Origin of the sequence: Photorhabdus luminescens subsp. luminescens (assembly GCF_001083805.1) — a bacterium.
In the GTDB taxonomy this organism is placed as follows: domain Bacteria; phylum Pseudomonadota; class Gammaproteobacteria; order Enterobacterales; family Enterobacteriaceae; genus Photorhabdus; species Photorhabdus luminescens.
The window spans coordinates 1-21,550 of sequence record NZ_JXSK01000002.1 but is presented as its reverse complement, the minus strand read 5'-3'; the positions used below and the strand labels follow the sequence as shown (position 1 = coordinate 21,550).

Here is a 21,550-nt window from a genome sequence, read left to right as displayed (position 1 = left end):
GTTTTCGTTTCATTTTAAGAGAGTTTGAATAGAGTTTAAATATTGAATCATAATATACAAAATCTCATAATGACTTTATTAGTCATAAAATAAAGTGTAATTTTTAAGAAAGTGAAAATAAAATAGATCTAGAAAACTTATTTAAAGCTATTTAATTATTTTTATGTTCGTAACGAAGTTTTCAGGTAAAAAATTACTTACATAATAACTGTGGCGATGACAGATTTTTTTGCTTATAAAAAACTTACATTGGTATGATATTGTTAGGGAATAATCTGATATATTTATGAATATTAAATATCGGTACTTTCAGTTTGGAAATATATTCGAAGGGCATCAGGTTTTTGGATAAAAATTAATGTAACGGGCCAATCGGCCCGTTTAAAGATTCACTCATCGCTACTGGCTGGGGTTTCTGGTTTTCCATTACCAGAAGGTTTACGGCGTTTACCGATATTTTTGCTATCTCGATGACGTATTTTGACTTTTTTCTTTGATTCTTCCGCTTTCTTTTTCTCTTTGCGTTTAGCCAATACTTTTTTCGAAGGCTTATTGCGGGCTTTGTCACTTGGTGTTTTGGTTGTTGGGCGAAGTTCATCAACCATCCGCGACTTTAGTGGCTCATTCAGATAGCGACTGATTTTGCCTAATAAAGGATGATCATGCGCTTCCACTAAGGTAATTGCAGTACCTTTGCGACCTGCACGAGCCGTCCGACCAATACGGTGTAGATAAACATCAGCGGTGCGCGGTAAATCGAAATTGAAAACATGGCTGATATCATCAATATCTAATCCACGGGCAGCAACATCTGTTGCAACCAGAACAGTGACACTGCCATCATTCAGGAGCTTGACCGCTTCCGTCCTTTTAGCCTGTACCATTTCCCCTTCAAGAAACCGGGCTTTAATGCCGGCTTGATGCAATTCATCCACAAGTTCGTGTACACGTTCACGTTTGCGAACAAAAATAATAGATTTAGTGACATCAGGTTGTTTCAGTAAATGGCAAAGTAGGGCTGTTTTGTGTGCCAAATTATCTGCACGGTAGTAAAATTGCTGGATTTTTTTGCGTTCACGACGTGATGGTTCAGCATCAATCTCAACTGGATCTTCCAGTAAGCGTTCAGCAAAATCACGAATGGCTTCCCCTTCCAGCGTCGCAGAGAACAACATGGTCTGTTTGCGCCAACGGGTTTCACCCGCTATGGTTTCAATATCGTTGGCAAAACCCATATCCAGCATACGATCGGCTTCATCAAGGATTAGTGTTTCAACTGCCCGGCAATCAAAGTTTTCTTCCTTGATATATTGCAGCAGACGGCCTGTAGTGGCGACGACAATATCTTGATTTTCGCTGAAAATTTCTGCGTGATTCATATAGGCTACGCCGCCAGTAATGGTAGCGATATCCAAATTGGTATGCGCAGCGAATTCTTTTGCTTGATCTGCCACTTGCATAGCCAGTTCACGGGTAGGCGTCAGGATCAAAATACGTGGTGGTCCAGATTTTTTGCGTGGAAAATCCAATAAATGTTGCATAGCTGGCAGCAGGTAAGCTGCGGTTTTGCCGGTACCGGTAGGCGCTGATCCTAATACATCACGCCCGTCCATTGCTGCTGGAATAGCCGCAGCCTGAATTGCTGTTGGGCGGGAGTAACCTTTATCATTCAGGGCGTCAAGCAGGCGTTCATCAAGCTCAAGTTCAGAAAAGTTTGTTGCAGTCATTATATACCTCTGTTTAGGCCGCCGATTATAAACAGGTTGGGCGTATTGTTCATCTATTAAAGCAGTCAATTAAGGTAGATAGCTTTTACCGAAACATAATAACCCTTATCCTATGGCGAAATTTTTTGTGCTAAATAGATGCAGGTTATTAATTTGAAACAGGAACGACCTTTACGCCGAGATGGATTTACTTTCAAGCAATTTTTTGTTGGTCATGATCGCTGTGCGATGAAAGTTGGAACTGATGGAGTTTTATTGGGGGTATGGGCTCCAGTGAGTGACAAAAAAGCGATTTTAGATATTGGCTGTGGCAGCGGGCTCATTGCGTTGATGCTGGCACAGCGTACGGATGAAAATACCAAAATTGATGCAGTGGAGCTGGATATAGAGGCCGCATTGCAGGCACAGGATAATGCAGAGCAATCTCCGTGGCAGAGAAAAATAGCTGTTTATCAGCAGGATATTGGTGATTTCTCTGAGCAGTATTCACAATGTTATGACTTAATTGTCAGTAATCCACCCTATTTTGAACCGGCTGTTGCTTGTCGAAATGAGGCAAGGGAACAGGCTCGTTATACGGGGTCGCTGACTCACCAGCGGTTATTACAATACGCGGAGAAGTTGATTACGCCGGGTGGTCTGTTTTGTGTGGTATTGCCATATGCCATTGGCGAGGCATTTGAAATAATGGCATGTCGTCTGGGCTGGTTTTCCCATCATCGGGTCAATATTCGCGACAGGCAAGGCAAGCCGTTGCATCGGATGTTATTGGCATTTTCCCGTCAGGAAAAAACGGGCTTAATCAGTGAATTGACTATTCGTCAGCCAGATGGCGCATATACGCAAGAATTTCAGCAATGGGTGACGGATTTCTATCTTTATTATTGAATTATATTTATTGAATTATTGAGAAAACCACGCCGGAGCGTGGTTATGCAGAGGTTTTGCCGGCAAAAATCAGGGTGTCAAAATCGTTGGTTTTGATTCTGGCAGTAAATCGGGATAATCCAGTGTGAAATGCAGGCCTCGGCTCTCTTTCCTTTCTAACGCACAACGCACGATTAATTCAGCGACTTGCACCAAATTTCGTAATTCCAGCAGATTGTTGGAAATCCTGAAATTGGAGTAATAGTCGTGAATCTCTTGTTGTAGCATATTAATACGGCGCAGCGCTCGTTCCAGGCGCTTGGTTGTACGCACAATGCCGACGTAATCCCACATAAATAGACGTAATTCGTGCCAGTTATGCTGAATGACGACCTGTTCATCTGAATTGTCAACCCGGCTCTCATCCCAGAAGGGGAGTAGCGGTACTTCTTCTATTGTTTCGATCTGTTGTTGGATATTTTCCGCAGCAGACCAGCCATACACCAGGCACTCCAGCAGTGAGTTAGATGCCATACGGTTTGCGCCGTGCAGACCTGTATAGCTGACTTCACCGATAGCGTATAAGTTGTTGAGGTCAGTATGTCCTTGATGATCGACAACAATACCGCCACAGGTGTAATGCGCGGCAGGAACGATTGGAATCGGTTCTTTTGTTAGATCAAAGCCCAGTGTCAGCAATTTTTCATAAATCATCGGAAAGTGCTGGATAATGAAATCCGCTGGTTTATGGCTGATATCCAGAAACATGCAGTCGGCGCCAAGGCGTTTCATTTCATGGTCAATCGCTCGTGCTACGATATCGCGAGGGGCTAGTTCAGCACGTTCATCGAAATCAAGCATAAAACGGCTACCATCAGGTCGTTTCAGATATGCTCCTTCACCTCGCAGGGCTTCTGTCAACAGGAAATTGCGCGCCAGTGGATGGAAAAGACAGGTCGGATGAAACTGGTTAAATTCCAGATTGGCGATACGGCAACCCGCGCGCCATGCCATTGCAACGCCATCACCGGATGAGATATCGGGATTTGTCGTATATTGATAGACTTTAGCCGCACCGCCTGTTGCCAGTACCACGACCTTAGCGCGATAAGTTTCCACCTGTTCTTGTTGACGGTTCCAGATATAAGCGCCGACGACTCGATTACTACCATCTAACCGGGCTTTATTTGACGTAATTAAATCAACCGCATTGCAGCGCTCTCTTACCGTAATATTCGGATGAGATATCGCTTTATCAACCAGCGTGGTTTCTACTTCTTTGCCGGTTGTATCCGCATGATGCAGAATACGCCGATGGCTATGACCGCCTTCGCGGGTCAGATGATATTGTTTTTCTCCATCTTCGCTGGTTTCTGTATCAAACATGACACCTTGATCAATCAACCATTGTACGCAATGGCGGGCATTGCTGGTGATAAACTCAACAGCGTTTTTATCGCAAAGCCCTGCTCCGGCGATAAGGGTATCTTCAACATGAGATGCGATACTGTCTGTTTTATCAAATACAGCGGCGATACCACCCTGCGCATAATAGGAGGCGCCTTCGCTAAGAATACTCTTACTTAATACAGTGACTTGATATTGTGAGGCTAGCCGTAAAGCCAGAGATAGGCCGGCGACGCCGCTGCCGATAATAAGTACATCGCTGTAATGTTGAGAGAATAATGATTGCATAATTGATGATGTATGAATGAAGATGGGTAAAAATCATGTTAGCCTATCAGATATGATCAAAGCTATGATTGCAACAAAATGATGACAAAAATTGAACTTCGCAGAATTTTATTACTCAAAGCCATGCTTGCTCAGGAATAGGACATCATGGTTGGTTCAGTAAATATCAATGTGGAGCTTTGCTTCGGGAGATTTAACCTCGGATGAGCGAGCAGTTAACGGATCAAATGCTGGTCGAGCGAGCGCAGAAAGGTGACCAAAAGGCGTTTAACCTACTGGTAGTCAGATATCAGCATAAAGTGGCGAGTCTCTTATCCCGCTATATTCCGCAGGGTGATGTTCCTGACGTTGCTCAGGAGGCATTTATTAAAGCCTATCGGGCATTGGCTTCGTTTCGTGGCGATAGTGCTTTTTATACTTGGTTGTATCGTATAGCAGTAAATACTGCGAAGAATTATCTGACCGCTCAAGGGCGCCGTCCGCCATCCAGTGATTTGGATGCCAGTGACGCAGAAAATTACGAAATTTCGAGCGCATTAAAAGAAATTTCGAACCCTGAGAATTTAATGTTGTCAGAAGAATTGAGGCAGGTGGTTTTCCGTACCATTGAATCTCTTCCCGAAGATTTGCGAATAGCAATAACGCTGAGGGAATTAGATGGGTTAAGCTATGAAGAAATAGCTACTATTATGGGTTGTCCGGTTGGTACGGTTCGTTCCCGCATCTTCCGTGCAAGGGAAGCCATTGATGATAACATTCAACCACTGATTTAAAATTAAAAATAGTGGAACAATACTGAAGGGTACTTTGGCATGCAAAGAGAAAAACTTTCCGCGTTGATGGATGGCGAAACTCTTGATAGTGAAGTCGTTAGTATTTTGTCTAAAGATTCTGTAATGCAGAAACGCTGGGAAAATTACCACTTGATCCGTGACACATTGCGCGGTGATGTGACAGAAGTATTGCATCTGGATATTGCTAGTCGGGTTGCATTGGCGCTTGAAAAAGAGCCGGTTCATTCCGCTCCTGGGGCTATTCCTGAATCTCAGCCTCAACCAGAGAGCTGGCAAAAAATGCCATTCTGGCAAAAACTCCGCCCTTGGGCGAGTCAAATGGTCCAGGTGAGTGTCGCAGCCTGTGTTTCGCTGGCAGTATTGGTTGGTGTGCAGCAGTACAACAGTCATAGTGCTGAGGATCTTGAATATCAATCTGATACGCCTGCATTTAATACTTTGCCAATGATGGGATCGGCTTCTCCGGTGAGTTTGGGAGTGCCTTCCGGTGACGATATGTTTGGTAGTGATCAACGCATTCAAATGCAGGAGCGTAATAAACGTATTAACATCATGCTGCAACAATATGAACTCGATCGCCGTGTGCATTTTAAGCAAAATGACGAACGGGGAATTCCATCACAGGTTGCGATTCCGGTTCCCGGAACGCAATCTTTAGGAACGCAATAGCAGTAATGAAACATATTTGGTTTTCCGTCTGTTTGCTGGCGGGTTGTTTGTTTGCTCCGTTACAAGCCTCGGCGCAGCTCAGCAGCGCTGAGGTTTTGTTGCAGGAGATGAGTAATGCTACTCAGTCTCTGACTTACGAGCTTGCTTTTATTAATCTTAACCAGCAGTCGATCGTCTCCGTTCGTTATCGCCACGCCGTTATCAATGATATTCCAATTGCTCAGATTATGCAGATGGATGGTTCTCGTAGAGAGATTGTCCAGCGAGGTAATGAGATCAGTTATTTTGAACCTGGATTGGATGCTTTCAGTCTTAGCGGTAATCACATTATTGATTATTTGCCGGCCGTCATTTTTGCTGACTTTAATCAGTTGAAAAAATATTACAATTTTATTGATGCTGGTCGAACCCATATCGGTGACAGGCCTTGTCGGGTTGTACGCATCACCTCCAAAGATGAAGTGCGTTATAATTATATTTTACTGATCGACGAAGAAACTCATTTACCATTACGTATTGACTTACTTGATCGTGATAGTGAGGCGCTTGAGCAATTTAGGGTTGTTTCTTCCACCATCGGTGGGGATATCAATGATGCAATGAGTGTGATTACGCGTTTGAATATGCCGCCAATGTTGGTCATTCCACCGTCAGAGAAGGTCGTATTCAATTGGAAAGTGGGTAAATTACCGGCTGGTTTCGTTGAGGTTTCGCGTAACCGTCGTAAATTGTCAAATAGTGACTCGCTTGAATCTATTATGTTCAGTGATGGCTTGTTTAGCTTTTCTGTGAATGTGACTAACACGGATAAAACCGGTAAGTTGGAATATCCTCTCCGTGGTGGACCCCGAACGATTTATAGTGTGATACGTGGAGCAAATGAGGTGACAATTATTGGTGAATTGCCATTGGCAACCGCTAAGCGTATTGCTGCTGGCGTCGCATTTATAGGAGCTGGCTGATGGTCAAAGAGTGGGCAACAGTAATTCACTGGCAACAGGGACGGGCATTATTACGTTATGGTTCCTCTTCTGGTTGTGGCAGTTGTCAGGCGCGAGCAACATGTGGTTCTTATTTACTCAATAAATTAGGGCCTGATGGCATACATCAGCTTGAACTTGAGATTTTACAACCGTTGCAACCGGGGCAAAAAGTAGAAGTTGGTATCCCGGAAGGAAGCTTACTACGTTCGGCGTTGTTGGTTTATCTGACCCCACTTATTGGGTTATTCCTTGGCGGCGCACTTTTTCAGTTATGGGTAACCAATCAATTGTGGGTATTTTGTGGTGGTGTTTTAGGAGGTGCATTAGGATTCTTCTTTGCCCGCAGAATCGCCGCTTACTGGGATAATCGGCAGGAATATCAACCTGTCGTTTTACAAATCGGCTTGCCTCCTGATGCCATTCACATTCAGCATCGAGAATAAATCTATTTTAATCGTCCAAAACGTCTAATAATTCGTACCTTAAAGCCGCAGGCATGACTAGGTTTTCGTAGATTTGGCATGTAGAATACAGCCTTTCAGGCCGGTGGCCGACCTAATAAACTGTCGCTTTATGTCCCTCTGTGTGTCCATTAGGCGAATGATTCAGAAATATCAAGGCAGAAAAATATTTATAATGAAGCAAATACGAAATTTCTCCATTATTGCTCACATTGACCACGGTAAGTCGACGTTATCTGACCGTATTATTCAAATTTGTGGCGGCTTAACAGATCGTGAGATGGCAGAGCAAGTGCTAGATTCAATGGATCTTGAGCGTGAGCGTGGTATCACCATTAAGGCCCAAAGTGTTACCTTGGATTACAAGGCGAATGATGGGCAACTTTATCAATTAAACTTTATCGATACGCCGGGGCACGTTGATTTCTCATATGAAGTTTCCCGTTCACTAGCTGCCTGCGAAGGGGCGTTGCTGGTGGTTGATGCGGGACAGGGAGTGGAAGCCCAGACGCTGGCTAACTGTTATACCGCGTTGGATATGGATCTAGAAGTTGTTCCAGTGCTGAACAAAATCGATTTGCCAGCGGCAGAGCCTGAGCGCGTAGCGGAAGAGATCGAAGATATTGTCGGTATTGATGCTACTGATGCAGTACGCTGTTCAGCCAAAACGGGTGTTGGCGTACAAGACGTCATTGAGCGCTTGGTTAAAGAGATTCCAGCGCCGGAAGGCGATCCTGATGCGCCATTACAGGCGCTTATCATTGACTCATGGTTTGATAATTACCTTGGTGTTGTCTCCCTGGTGCGGATTAAAAACGGTACCTTGCGTAAGGGTGATAAAATTAAGGTAATGAGTACCGGTCAGGTATATAACGCCGATCGCCTTGGCATTTTCACTCCTAAGCGTGTTGATCGCGATGTGTTAGGTTGTGGCGAAGTGGGCTGGTTAGTTTGTGCGATTAAAGACATTCTTGGCGCGCCTGTCGGGGATACCTTGACATTGGCTCGTCAACCTGCGGAAAAACCGCTTCCGGGCTTTAAAAAAGTGAAGCCACAGGTTTATGCAGGGTTGTTCCCTGTCAGTTCTGATGACTATGAAGCATTCCGCGATGCATTAGGTAAATTGAGCCTGAATGACGCTTCGCTATTTTATGAGCCAGAAAGTTCTTCTGCATTGGGTTTTGGTTTCCGTTGCGGCTTCCTTGGTCTGTTGCATATGGAGATTATTCAAGAACGTCTGGAACGTGAATATGATCTCGACCTTATTACAACGGCGCCGACGGTTGTTTATGAAGTGGAGACAACTAGCCACGATACTCTCTATGTGGATAGCCCCTCTAAATTACCGCCGCTGAATAATATTGAAGAGCTGCGTGAACCCATTGCTGAGTGTCATATGCTGTTGCCTCAGGAGTACTTGGGGAACGTCATTACATTATGTGTTGAAAAACGCGGTGTGCAAACCAATATGGTTTACCACGGTAAACAGGTTGCACTGACTTACGAAATACCGATGGCAGAAGTGGTTTTGGACTTCTTCGATCGATTGAAATCTACCTCTCGCGGTTATGCTTCTCTGGATTATAATTTCACTCGTTTCCAGTCATCTGATATGGTTCGTGTGGATGTATTGATTAACGGTGAACGAGTTGATGCATTGGCGTTGATTACTCACCGTGGCAATGCACAGTACCGTGGCCGGGAGCTGGTGGAGAAGATGAAAGAACTTATTCCTCGTCAGCAGTTCGATATCGCAATTCAGGCTGCGATTGGTAATCATATTATTGCTCGCTCAACAGTGAAGCAATTGCGTAAAAACGTCTTGGCGAAGTGTTATGGTGGTGACGTCAGCCGTAAGAAAAAGCTATTGCAGAAACAGAAAGAGGGTAAGAAACGAATGAAACAGGTGGGTAACGTTGAGTTGCCACAGGAAGCTTTCTTAGCCATTCTTCATGTTGGTAAAGACAATTAATAAGCTTGTAAGGAGTCTAAATGGCTAACACTTTTGCCCTGATCCTAACGCTGGCAACGTTAGTCACCGGCATTATTTGGTGTATTGATCGTTTCAAATGGGCACCAGCGCGCAAGAAAAAACTTGCCCGATTGCAAGAGTTGACTGAAGGTACAATGGATCAGGAGCATCTGGCTGAGACTATTAACAAGCCGACATGGGTGGATACTTGTTCATCTATTTTTCCTGTGTTAGCCGTGGTTCTGATCCTGCGCTCCTTTGTTTATGAGCCTTTTCAGATCCCATCGGGTTCCATGATGCCGACTTTATTGATTGGCGATTTCATTCTGGTAGAGAAATATTCATACGGATTGAAAGATCCCATCACTCAAACAACATTGATTAAGACTGGCAAACCAAAGCGTGGTGATGTTGCTGTATTTAAATACCCGCTAGATCCGAGTTTTGACTATATCAAACGGGTGGTGGGTTTACCGGGCGATAAAATTATTTATGATCCGGCGAAGAAAGAGTTGCGTATTTTTTCTAATTGCAGCAAAACAGGGAATTGTCAGGAAGAATTACCGGTTTCTTACGGTTCACTATTCCCGAGTGAATGGACAATGCAGCAGTATGGTGTCGATTCCAAGGGTGAAAGTTTGAAAAAGGTAGGCGTTTTCCAAATCCCTGTTGAAGAAACGTTGCCGCCTTACAGTATGCGGCAGGGTGAACGGATTGAGAATCTGGACGCGGTAACCCACCATATTTTGGAGATACCGGGTGTACTATCGGTACCTAATTTCCGTCAACCTGGCTTGCCGGAGGGAATGTGGATTGTGCCCGAAGGCCACTATTTTATGATGGGTGATAACCGTGATAATAGCGCTGATAGCCGTGTATGGGGCTTTGTCCCGGAGAAAAATCTGGTCGGTCGCGCTTCAGCCATCTGGATGAGTTTTGAAAAACAGGAAGGGGAATGGCCTACCGGAGTTCGCTTCAGCCGTATTGGTGGAATTAATTAATATTTTTATATTAGCGAAGCATTAATTTTACTCGCAGTGTAGAATGTCCTTTCAAACTTAATGACTGGCTCCTACAAGGAGCCAGTGCAAACGCAACAGTTTTGTCAGGGATTTCTGTAACAGGTCTGTTGCGTGTGCGTTTTTACTTGACGAATTCTGACCGATATTGGTAGCACATGAATCCCATCGTAATTAACAGATTGCAGCGTAAGCTGGGGTACACTTTTGATCAGCATGATCTGCTGATACAAGCATTAACTCATCGTAGTGCAAGCAGTAAACATAACGAACGGCTGGAATTTCTTGGTGACTCAATCCTGAGTTTTGTTATTGCCAATGCGTTGTATCATCGTTTTCCTCGTGTTGATGAGGGAGATATGAGCCGCATGCGTGCCACATTGGTGCGTGGTAATACGCTGGCTGAGTTGGCAAGGGAATTTGAATTAGGTGAATGCCTTCGCCTGGGGCCGGGAGAATTGAAAAGCGGCGGTTACCGTCGTGAATCAATACTGGCTGATACGGTTGAAGCGCTGATTGGCGCGATTTTCCTTGATAGCGACATCCAGATGGTTGAAAGAATTATCTTGAGATGGTACGAAACCCGCCTAAATGAAATCAGTCCTGGTGATAAACAGAAAGATCCAAAAACTCGTTTACAGGAATATTTGCAAGGGCATCATCTGCCCCTGCCATCATATCTGGTTGTTATGGTTCGTGGTGAAGCTCACGACCAAGAGTTTACTATTCACTGTCAAGTGAGTGGTATTGATCAGCCGGTTAAAGGAACAGGCTCCAGCCGCCGCAAAGCGGAACAGGCAGCGGCTGAGCAAGCATTAAAACAACTGGAGCTTGAATGAGCGAACAAGAAACCTATTGCGGATTCGTTGCAATAGTTGGACGGCCTAATGTGGGGAAATCCACGCTGCTAAATCAGCTTTTAGGTCAGAAAGTATCTATCACTTCCCGTAAACCGCAGACGACTCGTCACCGTATTATGGGTATCCATACAGAAGGTGCGTATCAGACTATTTATGTGGATACGCCTGGATTACATATTGAAGAAAAACGGGCGATTAACCGGCTGATGAACCGGGCAGCTAGCAGTTCTATCGGTGATGTGGAGTTAGTTATTTTTGTTGTCGAAGGGACTCATTGGACCCCGGATGACGAAATGGTACTGAACAAATTGCGTAATCTGCGTTGTCCGGTTTTACTGGCTATCAATAAAGTAGATAACGTAACCGATAAAACCAGTTTGTTGCCGCATATTGGTTTTCTCAGTAAACAGATGAGTTTTCTTGATGTTGTCCCGATGAGCGCTGAAAAAGGCATGAATGTCGATACGATTGCCAAAATTGTGCGCGGATATATCCCGAAAGCGACTCACCATTTCCCGGAAGATTATATTACTGACCGTTCTCAGCGATTTATGGCTTCTGAGATTATCCGAGAAAAGCTTATGCGTTTTCTTGGTGATGAACTGCCGTATTCTGTCACGGTTGAAATTGAGCAGTTTGTGGCGAATGAGCGCGGTGGTTACAAGATCCACGGTTTGATTCTGGTTGAGCGTGAAGGCCAGAAGAAAATGGTTATTGGCAATAAAGGCAGTAAGATCAAGACCATTGGTATTGAAGCCCGTCAGGATATGGAAAGGCTGTTTGATGTAAAAATCCACTTAGAACTGTGGGTTAAAGTTAAAGCGGGGTGGGCTGATGATGAGCGAGCGTTACGTAGCTTGGGCTACGTCGATGATTTGAAATAAGGCATCACCTGTGGACGGTTGGCAACGTGTTTTTGTTCTGCATGGGCGTCCTTACAGTGAAACCAGCCTGTTACTGGATCTGTTCACTGAAAATGAAGGGCGAATTAGCGTGTTGGCAAAAGGCGCGCGTAGCCGTCGTTCCAATTTGAAAGGCTGCTTGCAGCCCTTTACTCCATTGCTGGTTCGTTGGAGTGGGCGAGGGGCAATTAAAACTCTGCGTGATGCAGATCCTATCTCTCTGGCCCTTCCTCTTACCGGCAGTGTGTTGTACAGCGGTTTATATATCAATGAATTGTTGTCAAGAGTGCTTGAACAAGGAACGGCTTATCCCGCCTTATTCTTTGATTATCTCCAATGTTTGCAGGTTCTTGCTGCCAGTGAACATACGCCGGAATATGCATTACGTCGGTTTGAACTGGCGTTGCTGGCAAATCTTGGTTATGGCGTTGATTATCTTCATTGTGCGGGCAGTGGTGAACCTGTAGCTGACATGATGACCTACCGTTATAGAGAAGAAAAAGGTTTTATCGCTAGCTTGGTTGTTGATCATTACAGTTTTACCGGGCGCGAATTAAAATCATTGGCGACCCGTGAATTTCCTGATTCTGCGACATTAAAGGCAGCAAAGCGCTTCACGAGAATTGCATTAAAACCTTATCTCGGTGGTAAACCGCTAAAAAGTCGCGAATTATTCCGGCAGCTTGTACGCCAGAAGCCAGAGCAGAAAGAAAACTAATGAATTTGTTTCTCTTCAAGATGGAAAGTGTAAACTTGTCATATTCTAATATGACTACAGGAGATAAATATGGCTGAAGTATTATTAGGCGTGAATATCGATCATATTGCGACGGTGCGCAATGCGCGCGGCACCAATTATCCTGATCCGGTTCAAGCGGCTTTTGTTGCGGAACAGGCGGGAGCAGATGGTATCACCATTCATTTACGTGAAGATCGCCGTCATATTACCGATCGAGATGTAGAACTGTTGAAAAAAACCATCCAGACTCGGATGAATCTTGAGATGGCCGTGACAGATGAAATGGTAGATATTGCCTGTCGTATTAAACCTGAATTTTGCTGTTTGGTGCCTGAAAAACGGCAGGAAGTGACAACAGAAGGGGGCTTAGATGTTATTGGTCAGAAAGATAAGGTTGCTGCGGCGGTTAAGCGTCTATCTGATGCGGGTATTCTTGTCTCGCTATTTATTGATGCGGAACATCGACAAATTGATGCGGCTAGTGAAGTTGGCGCACCTTTCATTGAAATTCATACAGGTGCTTATGCCGATGCAGAAAATGAAGTAGAACAGGAAAAAGAATTTCATCGTATTAAAGACGCCGCGACTTATGCAGCGAGTATTGGGTTGACGGTTAATGCCGGTCATGGGCTGACATATCATAATGTACAACGTATTGCTGCTCTGCCAGAAATTTATGAGTTGAATATTGGTCATGCCATTATTGGACGGGCGGTATTCAGTGGTTTGACTGCGGCTGTGGCAGATATGAAAACTCAAATGCGGAAAGCTCGCCGTTAATGGCTATTATTGGGTTAGGTACAGATATTGTTGAAATTGCCCGTATTGAAGGGGTTGTCGAGCGCTCAGGCGAGCGCTTGGCAAAACGCATTCTCAGTGAATTAGAATGGGAACAATATCAGCAACATGAAAAACCGGTTCGTTTTTTGGCTAAACGTTTTGCGGTAAAAGAAGCCGCAGCAAAGGCATTGGGAACCGGTATCCGTAATGGGCTGGCATTTAACCAATTTGAAGTGGTCAATGACGCACTGGGAAAACCGATTTTGCGGCTCTATGGCGCGGCGGCCGCGTTAGCAAAGCAATTAGGGGCGACCTCCTTGCATGTGACATTGGCCGATGAGCGCCGCTATGCCTGTGCGACTGTTATTCTTGAGCGTTAATTTCAGATTTTATCTGCATGATGCAGTAATACAAATTTATCCCACAATTGTTCTTCTGTTTCCTGTCGGTCTGGATCGGTGATAATAGTATTATTTATCGGACAGACTGATTGACAGGTTGGCGTATCATAATGACCGATGCATTCAGTACAACGGTCGGCATCAATCTCATAAATTTCATCTCCCATCGATATCGCCTGATTGGGACATTCGGGTTCACACATATCACAATTGATACAGCTCTTTTTGATTAATAACGACATTTTAATAACTTAGTTTATTTTTCATTTTATACCAGTGTGTTATCGTCAGTTTTAATTTCTTACTCTTACACACCTATTGTATTTTTATACGGCATAAACTACATTGAAAAACTAAATATGGCAATAAAAAACCATAATATATGAAATTTTTTCTATCTTAGAAAACGCTTATATGTGAACTTTATTATTCAGTTAGCTATATAGGAAATATGTCGAGGACGTGTAAAATTTCCAATATTATGTAGTTAATAGGTCTTGAGAGAAAATAGCTTGAATAGTAACAGAATATTTACAACCTATACCCAATAGATTTCAATTTGCAGCGCGGCGGCAAGTGAACGCATCCCCAGGAGCATAGATAACTATGTGACTGGGGTAAGTGAAAGCAGCCAACAAAGCAGAAACTTGAAAGATGAAGGATATATAGTATTAGAATAAATAAAATGATAAAGACCGGGTATTACTTTAATCCCGGTCTTTTTGTTAATTACGATAATGGCGCAATTGACCAATCAAATTCCGATGCTTTATCAAAATAATTCTAAAATCTGAGATAGATAACAACTATGAATGTTGAAAGTTAATTATCTGATACCCCTACTACAAATATGCGTACAGGCGGAAAGGTTGTATTGCGAGACTGCCAATGTGATATTATTACTAGATTTTCTTTGTTGATTTTTAATATATCAGCTCCTTCGCCATAGTTACCGCCACTGATATATCCTCCCATGCTGGAAAGTATAGCATGAGGTTCATAAGAGTATGCAATTGGGTATGTGATAGTGAATTTCCCCTCGTTAGCTAAATTTGGAGCCTTTGCATATACAGATTGGAATAAGAGATATTTTCTTTTTAATCCACTAAAAAATGGAATTTTAAAGGTCATAAAATTATCCCCTTGTGTAAACAAAGGAGTACCTGCCAATAATAATTCCAATAAACCGAGATTTTTCACAAACTCATTTTTGTTAGGAATGTCTGCGCCATTTTGGTTTTTGGCCAATCTGCCGTTAGCATTATCATTTATATCGGAAACAAGTTTCTGAGTTGCGGCCAGTGTATTACTATTGCCAATGATATCTGTGAATTGAACAATACCTTTTTGTGTTAATGAGGCATCAGGAATTTTTGTTGAGGTTTTTTTCTCTAATGCTTTATTTAATTGTGCAGTGAGTTTGGTGATATTACCATCATCCAAAACATCACTGCCAGATTCTGTCGCAATAAAATCAGCTACAACAGATGATATTGTTGATGACTGACGTAATGCCTTATTTAATATATGGGGGATAAAACCATCTGGTGGAAATCCAGTCTGCAACTCTGGACTATTTTCATATAAATATTGATCCACCACATTAGCACCATCTTTAATAGAAAATGCTTTAAAATCATTCTTGTGACTCATGTCAATTTTCCTAATATTTAATGTTTTGTTTATATCAAGTTCGACCGCATCAGCAAGCGGCGTTATTTTTTCATTTGCAAGAAATATAAATTGTGCTTTTTGGCTTTATGCTATGGATATCAATTCCTCTTTTGTCGGTGGTGGAATATCTTCCCAACAAGGAAGATTATCTTCGCCAGAGGAGAGTATTTTTCCTTCTGGCGGTATTCCTGAGAACTTATGGAATATATCATCAGTTACAGATATAGGGTCATTTGGCCATCAGCTTGCTTGAATATAATCTTGCTGTAATGATAGCGGATAAAATGCTTTATTTAATGCACTGAATACATGGTTTTTGTTATTCATAATTCTTTGCCAGTTTTAATTAAATAATAAAAATAATTTTTTTAATTAATATCCTATTGCCATAAAAAATGTAAAAGTAGTGAGTTTATGGTAATTAAGATTTTTATAACACCGAAACTGATTCTTATTTTCTATCGTTGATGAGAATATACCTGCTGCTTGAGGATCATTACCACGGTGAGTCAATGTGATGCTAACGCATTGATTTGGAAATGGGATTGGAAAGTTATTTAAATACCCAGATTGAGGGCTGCTATGGTTATAAACTTGTGCTAATCCCCACATGATAATTAAACCCGAAGGCAATTTTTGCCAGCCATTCTTAACCAAGTCTGCGGTGAAAAACGACATATCTGGAATCTGATTAATTCCATTGCCTACTTTCAGGTTTGCAGCTTTATCTAAACCTAAGTTTTTCACAAACTCATTTTTATCAGGAATATCTGCGCCGTTTTGCGTTTTTTCTAGTCTGTTATTGGCATTATTATTTATATCGGAGACAAGCTTCTGTGTTGCAGCCAATGTATTACTATTGCCAATTCCATCTGTGAGTTGAACAATACCTTTTTGTGTTAATGAGGCATCAGAAATTTTTGTTGTGATTTTTTTCTCTAATGCTTTATTTAATTGTGCCGTGAGTTTGGCGATATTACCATCATCCAAAACATCACTACCAGATTCTGTTGAAATAAAATCAGCTACAACCGATGATATTGTTGATGACTGACGTAATGCCTTATTTAATATATGAGTGGTAAGATCTCTTGGCGGAAATCCAGACTGTAATTCTGGAAGCTCTTCATATAAATTTTGAGCCACCACATTAGCACCATCTCTAACAGAAAACGCTTTAAAATCATTCTTGAGATTCATATATATTTCCCTAAAATTCAATAGTGGGTTTTATAGGTGATTTTTTAAATTATTGTAAAGATAATTTACTATCGCTCATAGTCTAGAGATAAAAAATAATAATTAAATGTTTTTATATCTTATGGGGTTAATTATTTTTCATATATTTTAGTAATAAATAATTTCCATGTTGAAAGGTTTGTTCTGGAAAGTAAATTTCAATGACATATGATTCACTAATATCGCATAAGCTAAAAAATATTGGCGGAGGATAGCTTATATGATGACAGGATATTTACCGCTGTAGTATTGGCAATAATAAAATGATAAAGACCGGGTTCTGCCTGAATCCCGGTCTGTTTGTTAATTACGATAATGGCGTAATTGGCCAGTCAATTTCTGGTGCGTTTGACGTATCAACCCGATTAAGCATCACGCGGTATTTTTTCCATTCTTTGAGTAATAGCATTTCTTCGTCTGTTGCTATATCAAGTTCGACCGCATCAGCAAGCGGCGTTATTTTTTCATTTGCAAGAGATATAAATTGCGCTTTTTGGCTTTCGGCTATAGATATCAATTCCTCTTTTGTCTGTGGTGGAATATCTTCCCAACAAGGAAGACTATCTTCGCCAGAGGAGAGTATTTTTCCTTCTGGTGGTATTCCAGAGAACTTATGGAATATGTCATCAGTTACAGATATGGGATCGTTTGGCCATGAGTCTGCTTCAATGTAATCCTGCTGTAATGATAGCGGATAAAATGCTTTATTTAATGCGCTAAATACATAGTTTTTATCATTCATATTAATACCCTATTGCTCTATAAAATGCTGCTACAGGAATTTGTAAATTTGGAATGCTGCTAAAACATTGGAATTGGCTATTATTGACCGTCATTATTGAAAATATGCCGGCATGTTGAGGTGCATTACCAACGTGAGTTAACGTGACGTTGAGACATTTATTCGGGAATGGGATTGGAAAGTGATTTAAAGCACCAGATTCGGCATAAGCATTGCCTTTAACTGATGCTATTCCCCACATTTCAATTAAACCTGAAGGTAATTTCTGCCATCCGACCTGATTCAGGTTAGAGGTGAAAAACGACATATTAGGTACCTGATTTTCACCATTCCCTATTGTTATATTTGTTGAATCTGATAAACCAAGGTTCTTTATAAACTCAGCTTTATTAGGAATGTCTGCGCCGTTTTGGTCTTTTGCCAGAGCATTATTACTTACATCAGAAACAAGCTTCTGAGTTGCAGCGAGTGTATTACTGTCGCCTATTTGATCTGTGAGCTGAATAATTCCTTTTTCTGTTAATGAGGCATCTCGAATTTCTGTTGTGTTTTTTTGTTCTAAGGATTTCTTAAATTGGGTGGTTAGTTTGTCTATATCCCCATTATCCAGAACGTCTTCGCCAGATTGTGTTGCGATAAAATTAGCGACGACAGTGGATATGGTTGACGACTGACGTAATGCCTTATTTAATAGTTCAGCGGTAATATCTCCTGTTGGAAACCCAGTTTGCAATTTTTGTTCTTTTTCATATGCTTCTTGCTTCACTATATTTGCATTGTCACTAACAGAAAAAGCCTTAAAATCATTCTTTTGACTCATATATTTTTCTCCAATTAAGTACTGCATTTTATAAACAATATAGTGAATTTTTATAAAAATAATTTTTCCCTATTCACGCCAGCTACAGTTTAGTTAGAAAAAAGAATAATGGAATATTCTTATAGCTTATAGGGTTAACTATTTTTATATAATTGGTGGTAATGAATATGTTAATGATTTGTAATCTGAAATGTTTGCATTTTATATTTGAAAATGATTTTTATTAATTTAATTTATGGTCTGAGAAGGTTGAGTGATTGTTATTATTTAAGTCTATTTGTTCTAATTATTTGTATATCCGTCATCTTTCAAGTTGCTTCTTTGTTGGCTGTTCTCGCTCACCCTGATTACATAGTTCGCTATGCTTCCTGGGGTTCAATATTGGGTTATATCTTATTGAGGAGGCTAAAATAAATGTTTTAATAAATAAAATCTCATTTATTCTCTGGGGCGTTATGTGGTATGACTGAATTGGTTTAATATTTTAATGATTGTTGATATTGAGTGGCTATAAAATACCAGAATCAATAAAATGATAAAGACCGGGTATTATCCTATTCCCGGCCTTTTTGTTAATTACGATAATGGTAAAATTGGCCAATCAATTTCCGCGGCTGTTGAAGTATCAATTCGATTAAGCATCACACGATATGTTTTCCACTCTTTAAGTAATAGTGTTTCTTCATTTGTAGCTATATCAAGTTCGACAGCATCGGCCAGCGGCGTTATTTTCTCATTTGCAAGAGATATGAATTGTGCTCTTTGGGCTTCTGCTATCGATATCAATTCCTCTTTTGTTGGAGGTGGGATATCTTCCCAACAAGGAAGACCATCTTCGCCAGAAGAAAGTATTTTTCCTTCTGGCGGTATTCCTGAAAATTGATGGAATATGTCATCAGTTACAGATATAGGATCATTTGGCCATGAACCTGCTTGAATATAATCCTGTTGTAATGATAGTGGGTAAAATGCTTTATTTAATGCACTGAATACATAGTTTTTATCGTTCATGATTTTTTTGCCAATTTTAGTTAAATAATCATTATGGTAAATTAATTTTTTTTAATTAATATCCTATTGCCCTAAAATAGGTATAAACATTAGGCGTATGAGGGGTAGAACTTCTGTAACATTTGAACTGACTCTGACTTACTACAGATGCCCCGAATATTCCTGCTGCTCCGGGGTCCCAATCATTGTGAGTTAATGTGATGCTAAAACATTTATTTGGGAATGGTATTGGAAAGTTATTAACATATCCGCCATTAGGATTTCCACCGAGAGAAACTAGTGCTATTCCCCACATTTCAATTAAACCTGAAGGTAATTTTTGCCAACCATTCTGAACCAAGTTTGCGCCGAAAGACGACATATCTGGAATTTGATTAACTCCAGTTCCCACTTCCCGTTTTGCGGCTTCATTTAGTCCCAGGTTTTTCACAAATGCATTTTTATTGGGGATATCTGCGCCGTTTTGCGTTTTCTCTAGTCTTTTATTAGCATTATCATTTATATCGGAGGCAAGCTTCTGAGTTACAGCCAGTGTATTACTATTGCCAACCACATTGGTAAGCTGAACAACACCTTTCTGTGTTAATGAGGCATCGGGAATTTTTGTGGTAATTTTTTTTTCTAACGCTTTATTTAATTGTGTAGTAAGTTTGGCTGTATTACCATCATCTAAGACATCACTGCCAGATTCTGTCGCAATAAAATCAGCTACAACAGAGGCTATTGTGGACGACTGGCGTAATGCTTTATTTAATATATGAGTGGTAATATTTTCTGGGGGAAACCCAGTTTGTAAATTCTGACTTTCTTCGTATCTTTCTTGGCTCACTACATTAGCGTTATTACCAATAGAAAACGCCTTAAAATCATTCTTTAGATTCATATGTACTTTCCTTAAGTAAAATAATATTCTTCTGTAATTAACATGTTGAGTTATAGTACAGGTAATTTATCGAGATTAATTTCAATTATAGTCTACCCCAAAAAGAGGATGGTAAGATTATATTAATCAAATGATTAATTATTTGTGTATAATTGCTGGCAATAAATCGCTTAACATCTTGTAATCTAAAACATATTCGAAATGTTTATATTTTACATTTGGAAATTATTTTATCTTATTTGGATTGTTATATTTGTTTTGTGTTTGTTCGATAAATATCTTTATCAAATAGGGGGATAAATTATCTCCTAAAAAATAAATGGGAAAAGGGCTGCCATGCAGCCCATAATTCTAGTCAGCAATATAAATTTCTATGATATCAGGGCAATCTTCTTTGTTTACTATAGATAATCTCAATCCGCCATCTGACGAATGCACAACAAGCCACCCTTTTGATCCATATCCAGTACCAACCAAAATATTATCGATCGGAGGCATTTGTAAAGGTAAAAATATACCAGGGTTACCAGTACGTAAATATATACATCTTCCTCTTATGTCCTGACTTAGTAATATGCTACTTCCGCTATCTCTGCTGGTTCCTATTTTCTGCCATCTCTGATTAGAGCCTTTCTTTTGATATCGTTCGTCAACTTCCGCACGTGAATACGCCCCCACATCTCCGGCTACCAGATTGATGTCTTCAGTTAACGCTTTGCCGTTAATTCTCCTGCTATTAGGAACCGCATTTCTCGCCAATGCTACGGTTTCTGATAAACCAAGTTCATTTACAGTAGGTTTGTTTTTGGTTGTATAAATGCTAGTCCAATCTTCTTCAAATCCATAATTATCACGCGCCGAGCGATAAGCAATACCGCCGTTTTTGTAATGCACTTTCAACTGAAAAGCCGGACAACTTCCAACGCCATTATAGAAGTGCACAACATGATCACTAAATTTCGGATGCAGTAGGTCATATGATCCTGAATCTACATTCCACGGGACTTGGTTATCAACAGAATATTTTCCTGTTAATCCGAGCCTAAATGCTCCCACATCGCCAGCCCCTAAATTGATATCTCCAGTCAGCGATTTACCATTAATTGTCCTACTATTCGGCACAGCATTTTTCGCCAAATTGACGGTTTCCAATAAGTCGAGATTTTTCACAAACTCATTTTTATTGGGAATATCCGCCCCATTTTGGTTTTTGGCTAATCTATTGTTAGCATTATCATTGACATCAGAAACAAGCTTTTGAGTTGCAGCGAGTGAATTACTATTACCAACCACATCTGTAAGCTGAATAATA

The 21,550-nt window shown here is 41.1% G+C and carries 23 protein-coding genes; 13 read left to right on the top strand and 10 right to left on the bottom strand.

Features of this window, described 5'->3' with window-relative positions; all coding sequences use genetic code 11:
• Window positions 1-389: 389 nt before the first annotated feature.
• On the bottom strand, window positions 390-1,727 hold the full coding sequence (gene srmB, locus TI10_RS05040; protein WP_049582199.1) for an ATP-dependent RNA helicase SrmB: 1,338 nt from the start codon (window positions 1,725-1,727) through the stop codon (window positions 390-392).
• Window positions 1,728-1,865: 138 nt separating this feature from the next.
• Between srmB and trmN the strand changes: the two genes are divergently transcribed.
• On the top strand, window positions 1,866-2,615 hold the full coding sequence (gene trmN / locus TI10_RS05035; protein ID WP_049582198.1) for a tRNA(1)(Val) (adenine(37)-N(6))-methyltransferase TrmN: 750 nt from the start codon (window positions 1,866-1,868) through the stop codon (window positions 2,613-2,615).
• 69 nt (window positions 2,616-2,684) lie between these two features.
• Here the strand turns inward: trmN and nadB are convergent, their stop codons facing one another.
• The gene (gene nadB / locus TI10_RS05030; RefSeq protein ID WP_049582197.1) at window positions 2,685-4,289 is read right to left on the bottom strand and encodes an L-aspartate oxidase; all 1,605 of its coding nucleotides are present in this window, start codon (window positions 4,287-4,289) and stop codon (window positions 2,685-2,687) included.
• A 203-nt stretch (window positions 4,290-4,492) separates the two neighbouring features.
• Between nadB and rpoE the strand changes: the two genes are divergently transcribed.
• From rpoE to acpS, 11 genes are all read left to right on the top strand, one after another.
• Complete coding sequence (gene rpoE / locus TI10_RS05025; protein ID WP_049582196.1) at window positions 4,493-5,062, top strand: RNA polymerase sigma factor RpoE; 570 nt, start codon at window positions 4,493-4,495, stop codon at window positions 5,060-5,062.
• A gap of 39 nt (window positions 5,063-5,101) precedes the next feature.
• Window positions 5,102-5,752 (top strand): anti-sigma-E factor RseA, encoded by a 651-nt coding sequence (rseA, locus tag TI10_RS05020; RefSeq protein ID WP_049582195.1) that lies wholly within the window; start codon window positions 5,102-5,104, stop codon window positions 5,750-5,752.
• A 5-nt stretch (window positions 5,753-5,757) separates the two neighbouring features.
• Complete coding sequence (gene rseB / locus TI10_RS05015; RefSeq protein WP_049582194.1) at window positions 5,758-6,714, top strand: sigma-E factor regulatory protein RseB; 957 nt, start codon at window positions 5,758-5,760, stop codon at window positions 6,712-6,714.
• A complete protein-coding gene (rseC, locus tag TI10_RS05010; protein ID WP_049582193.1) occupies window positions 6,714-7,178 on the top strand; it encodes a SoxR-reducing system protein RseC in 465 nt (154 codons plus the stop codon). Before rseB ends, rseC begins: the two co-directional genes overlap by 1 nt.
• A 193-nt stretch (window positions 7,179-7,371) precedes the next feature.
• A complete protein-coding gene (gene lepA / locus TI10_RS05005; RefSeq protein WP_049582801.1) occupies window positions 7,372-9,168 on the top strand; it encodes a translation elongation factor 4 in 1,797 nt (598 codons plus the stop codon).
• 20 nt (window positions 9,169-9,188) lie between these two features.
• Window positions 9,189-10,169 carry a signal peptidase I gene (gene lepB / locus TI10_RS05000; protein ID WP_049582192.1) on the top strand — a complete coding sequence of 327 codons (981 nt, stop codon included), beginning with the start codon at window positions 9,189-9,191 and terminating at the stop codon, window positions 10,167-10,169.
• A 176-nt stretch (window positions 10,170-10,345) separates the two neighbouring features.
• Entirely contained in the window at window positions 10,346-11,026 is a 681-nt protein-coding gene (rnc, locus tag TI10_RS04995) for a ribonuclease III (RefSeq protein ID WP_049582191.1), read from the top strand.
• Window positions 11,023-11,931, top strand: a complete 909-nt coding sequence (gene era / locus TI10_RS04990) for a GTPase Era (RefSeq protein WP_049582190.1) — start codon at window positions 11,023-11,025, stop codon at window positions 11,929-11,931. Before rnc ends, era begins: the two co-directional genes overlap by 4 nt.
• 10 nt (window positions 11,932-11,941) lie before the next feature.
• Entirely contained in the window at window positions 11,942-12,667 is a 726-nt protein-coding gene (gene recO, locus TI10_RS04985; RefSeq protein WP_049582189.1) for a DNA repair protein RecO, read from the top strand.
• 69 nt (window positions 12,668-12,736) lie between these two features.
• Entirely contained in the window at window positions 12,737-13,468 is a 732-nt protein-coding gene (gene pdxJ, locus TI10_RS04980; RefSeq protein WP_049582188.1) for a pyridoxine 5'-phosphate synthase, read from the top strand.
• A complete protein-coding gene (gene acpS / locus TI10_RS04975; RefSeq protein WP_049582187.1) occupies window positions 13,468-13,848 on the top strand; it encodes a holo-ACP synthase in 381 nt (126 codons plus the stop codon). Before pdxJ ends, acpS begins: the two co-directional genes overlap by 1 nt.
• 2 nt (window positions 13,849-13,850) lie before the next feature.
• Here acpS and TI10_RS04970 read toward each other — a convergent pair whose 3' ends face one another.
• Both TI10_RS04970 and TI10_RS25845 read right to left on the bottom strand, forming a co-directional pair.
• On the bottom strand, window positions 13,851-14,111 hold the full coding sequence (locus TI10_RS04970; RefSeq protein ID WP_049582186.1) for a YfhL family 4Fe-4S dicluster ferredoxin: 261 nt from the start codon (window positions 14,109-14,111) through the stop codon (window positions 13,851-13,853).
• A gap of 580 nt (window positions 14,112-14,691) precedes the next feature.
• Window positions 14,692-15,522, bottom strand: coding sequence for a phage tail protein (locus TI10_RS25845; protein ID WP_244161518.1), 831 nt, complete (start codon window positions 15,520-15,522; stop codon window positions 14,692-14,694).
• On the opposite strand from TI10_RS25845, the gene TI10_RS26780 reads away from it, so the two are divergent.
• Window positions 15,521-15,796 carry a hypothetical protein gene (locus TI10_RS26780; protein ID WP_155416462.1) on the top strand — a complete coding sequence of 92 codons (276 nt, stop codon included), beginning with the start codon at window positions 15,521-15,523 and terminating at the stop codon, window positions 15,794-15,796. The two genes, TI10_RS25845 and TI10_RS26780, sit on opposite strands and share 2 nt — an antisense overlap.
• 119 nt (window positions 15,797-15,915) lie before the next feature.
• On the opposite strand, the gene TI10_RS04955 is transcribed toward TI10_RS26780, so the two are convergent.
• From TI10_RS04955 to TI10_RS25840, 6 genes are all read right to left on the bottom strand, one after another.
• A complete protein-coding gene (locus TI10_RS04955) occupies window positions 15,916-16,743 on the bottom strand; it encodes a phage tail protein (RefSeq protein ID WP_049582185.1) in 828 nt (275 codons plus the stop codon).
• 346 nt (window positions 16,744-17,089) lie between these two features.
• On the bottom strand, window positions 17,090-17,524 hold the full coding sequence (locus tag TI10_RS04950; protein ID WP_049582184.1) for a tail fiber assembly protein: 435 nt from the start codon (window positions 17,522-17,524) through the stop codon (window positions 17,090-17,092).
• Between the two features lies 1 nt (window position 17,525).
• A complete protein-coding gene (locus TI10_RS04945) occupies window positions 17,526-18,344 on the bottom strand; it encodes a phage tail protein (RefSeq protein WP_049582183.1) in 819 nt (272 codons plus the stop codon).
• A gap of 576 nt (window positions 18,345-18,920) precedes the next feature.
• Window positions 18,921-19,355: a tail fiber assembly protein gene (locus tag TI10_RS04940; protein ID WP_049582182.1), complete on the bottom strand. Its 435-nt coding sequence runs from the start codon at window positions 19,353-19,355 to the stop codon at window positions 18,921-18,923.
• Between the two features lie 55 nt (window positions 19,356-19,410).
• Window positions 19,411-20,238, bottom strand: coding sequence for a phage tail protein (locus TI10_RS04935; protein WP_049582181.1), 828 nt, complete (start codon window positions 20,236-20,238; stop codon window positions 19,411-19,413).
• 351 nt (window positions 20,239-20,589) lie between these two features.
• A partial coding sequence (locus TI10_RS25840; RefSeq protein ID WP_244161517.1) for a phage tail protein occupies window positions 20,590-21,550 on the bottom strand: 961 nt, incomplete at its 5' end.

Bases quoted from the DNA above. Each gene is read 5' to 3' on its own strand.
- lepB (WP_049582192.1), top strand. From the start codon at position 9,189: ATGGCTAACACTTTTGCCCTGATCCTAACGCTGGCAACGTTAGTCACC.
- nadB (WP_049582197.1), bottom strand. From the start codon at position 4,289: ATGCAATCATTATTCTCTCAACATTACAGCGATGTACTTATTATCGGC.
- rseA (WP_049582195.1), top strand. From the start codon at position 5,102: ATGCAAAGAGAAAAACTTTCCGCGTTGATGGATGGCGAAACTCTTGAT.
- era (WP_049582190.1), top strand. From the start codon at position 11,023: ATGAGCGAACAAGAAACCTATTGCGGATTCGTTGCAATAGTTGGACGG.
- rseB (WP_049582194.1), top strand. From the start codon at position 5,758: ATGAAACATATTTGGTTTTCCGTCTGTTTGCTGGCGGGTTGTTTGTTT.
- TI10_RS04935 (WP_049582181.1), bottom strand. From the start codon at position 20,238: ATGAATCTAAAGAATGATTTTAAGGCGTTTTCTATTGGTAATAACGCT.
- rpoE (WP_049582196.1), top strand. From the start codon at position 4,493: ATGAGCGAGCAGTTAACGGATCAAATGCTGGTCGAGCGAGCGCAGAAA.
- TI10_RS04940 (WP_049582182.1), bottom strand. From the start codon at position 19,355: ATGAACGATAAAAACTATGTATTCAGTGCATTAAATAAAGCATTTTAC.
- pdxJ (WP_049582188.1), top strand. From the start codon at position 12,737: ATGGCTGAAGTATTATTAGGCGTGAATATCGATCATATTGCGACGGTG.
- TI10_RS04970 (WP_049582186.1), bottom strand. From the start codon at position 14,111: ATGTCGTTATTAATCAAAAAGAGCTGTATCAATTGTGATATGTGTGAA.
- acpS (WP_049582187.1), top strand. From the start codon at position 13,468: ATGGCTATTATTGGGTTAGGTACAGATATTGTTGAAATTGCCCGTATT.
- lepA (WP_049582801.1), top strand. From the start codon at position 7,372: ATGAAGCAAATACGAAATTTCTCCATTATTGCTCACATTGACCACGGT.
- srmB (WP_049582199.1), bottom strand. From the start codon at position 1,727: ATGACTGCAACAAACTTTTCTGAACTTGAGCTTGATGAACGCCTGCTT.
- rseC (WP_049582193.1), top strand. From the start codon at position 6,714: ATGGTCAAAGAGTGGGCAACAGTAATTCACTGGCAACAGGGACGGGCA.
- rnc (WP_049582191.1), top strand. From the start codon at position 10,346: ATGAATCCCATCGTAATTAACAGATTGCAGCGTAAGCTGGGGTACACT.
- TI10_RS04950 (WP_049582184.1), bottom strand. From the start codon at position 17,524: ATGAATGATAAAAACTATGTATTTAGCGCATTAAATAAAGCATTTTAT.
- TI10_RS04945 (WP_049582183.1), bottom strand. From the start codon at position 18,344: ATGAGTCAAAAGAATGATTTTAAGGCTTTTTCTGTTAGTGACAATGCA.
- TI10_RS04955 (WP_049582185.1), bottom strand. From the start codon at position 16,743: ATGAATCTCAAGAATGATTTTAAAGCGTTTTCTGTTAGAGATGGTGCT.
- TI10_RS25845 (WP_244161518.1), bottom strand. From the start codon at position 15,522: ATGAGTCACAAGAATGATTTTAAAGCATTTTCTATTAAAGATGGTGCT.
- trmN (WP_049582198.1), top strand. From the start codon at position 1,866: ATGCAGGTTATTAATTTGAAACAGGAACGACCTTTACGCCGAGATGGA.
- TI10_RS26780 (WP_155416462.1), top strand. From the start codon at position 15,521: ATGTCAATTTTCCTAATATTTAATGTTTTGTTTATATCAAGTTCGACC.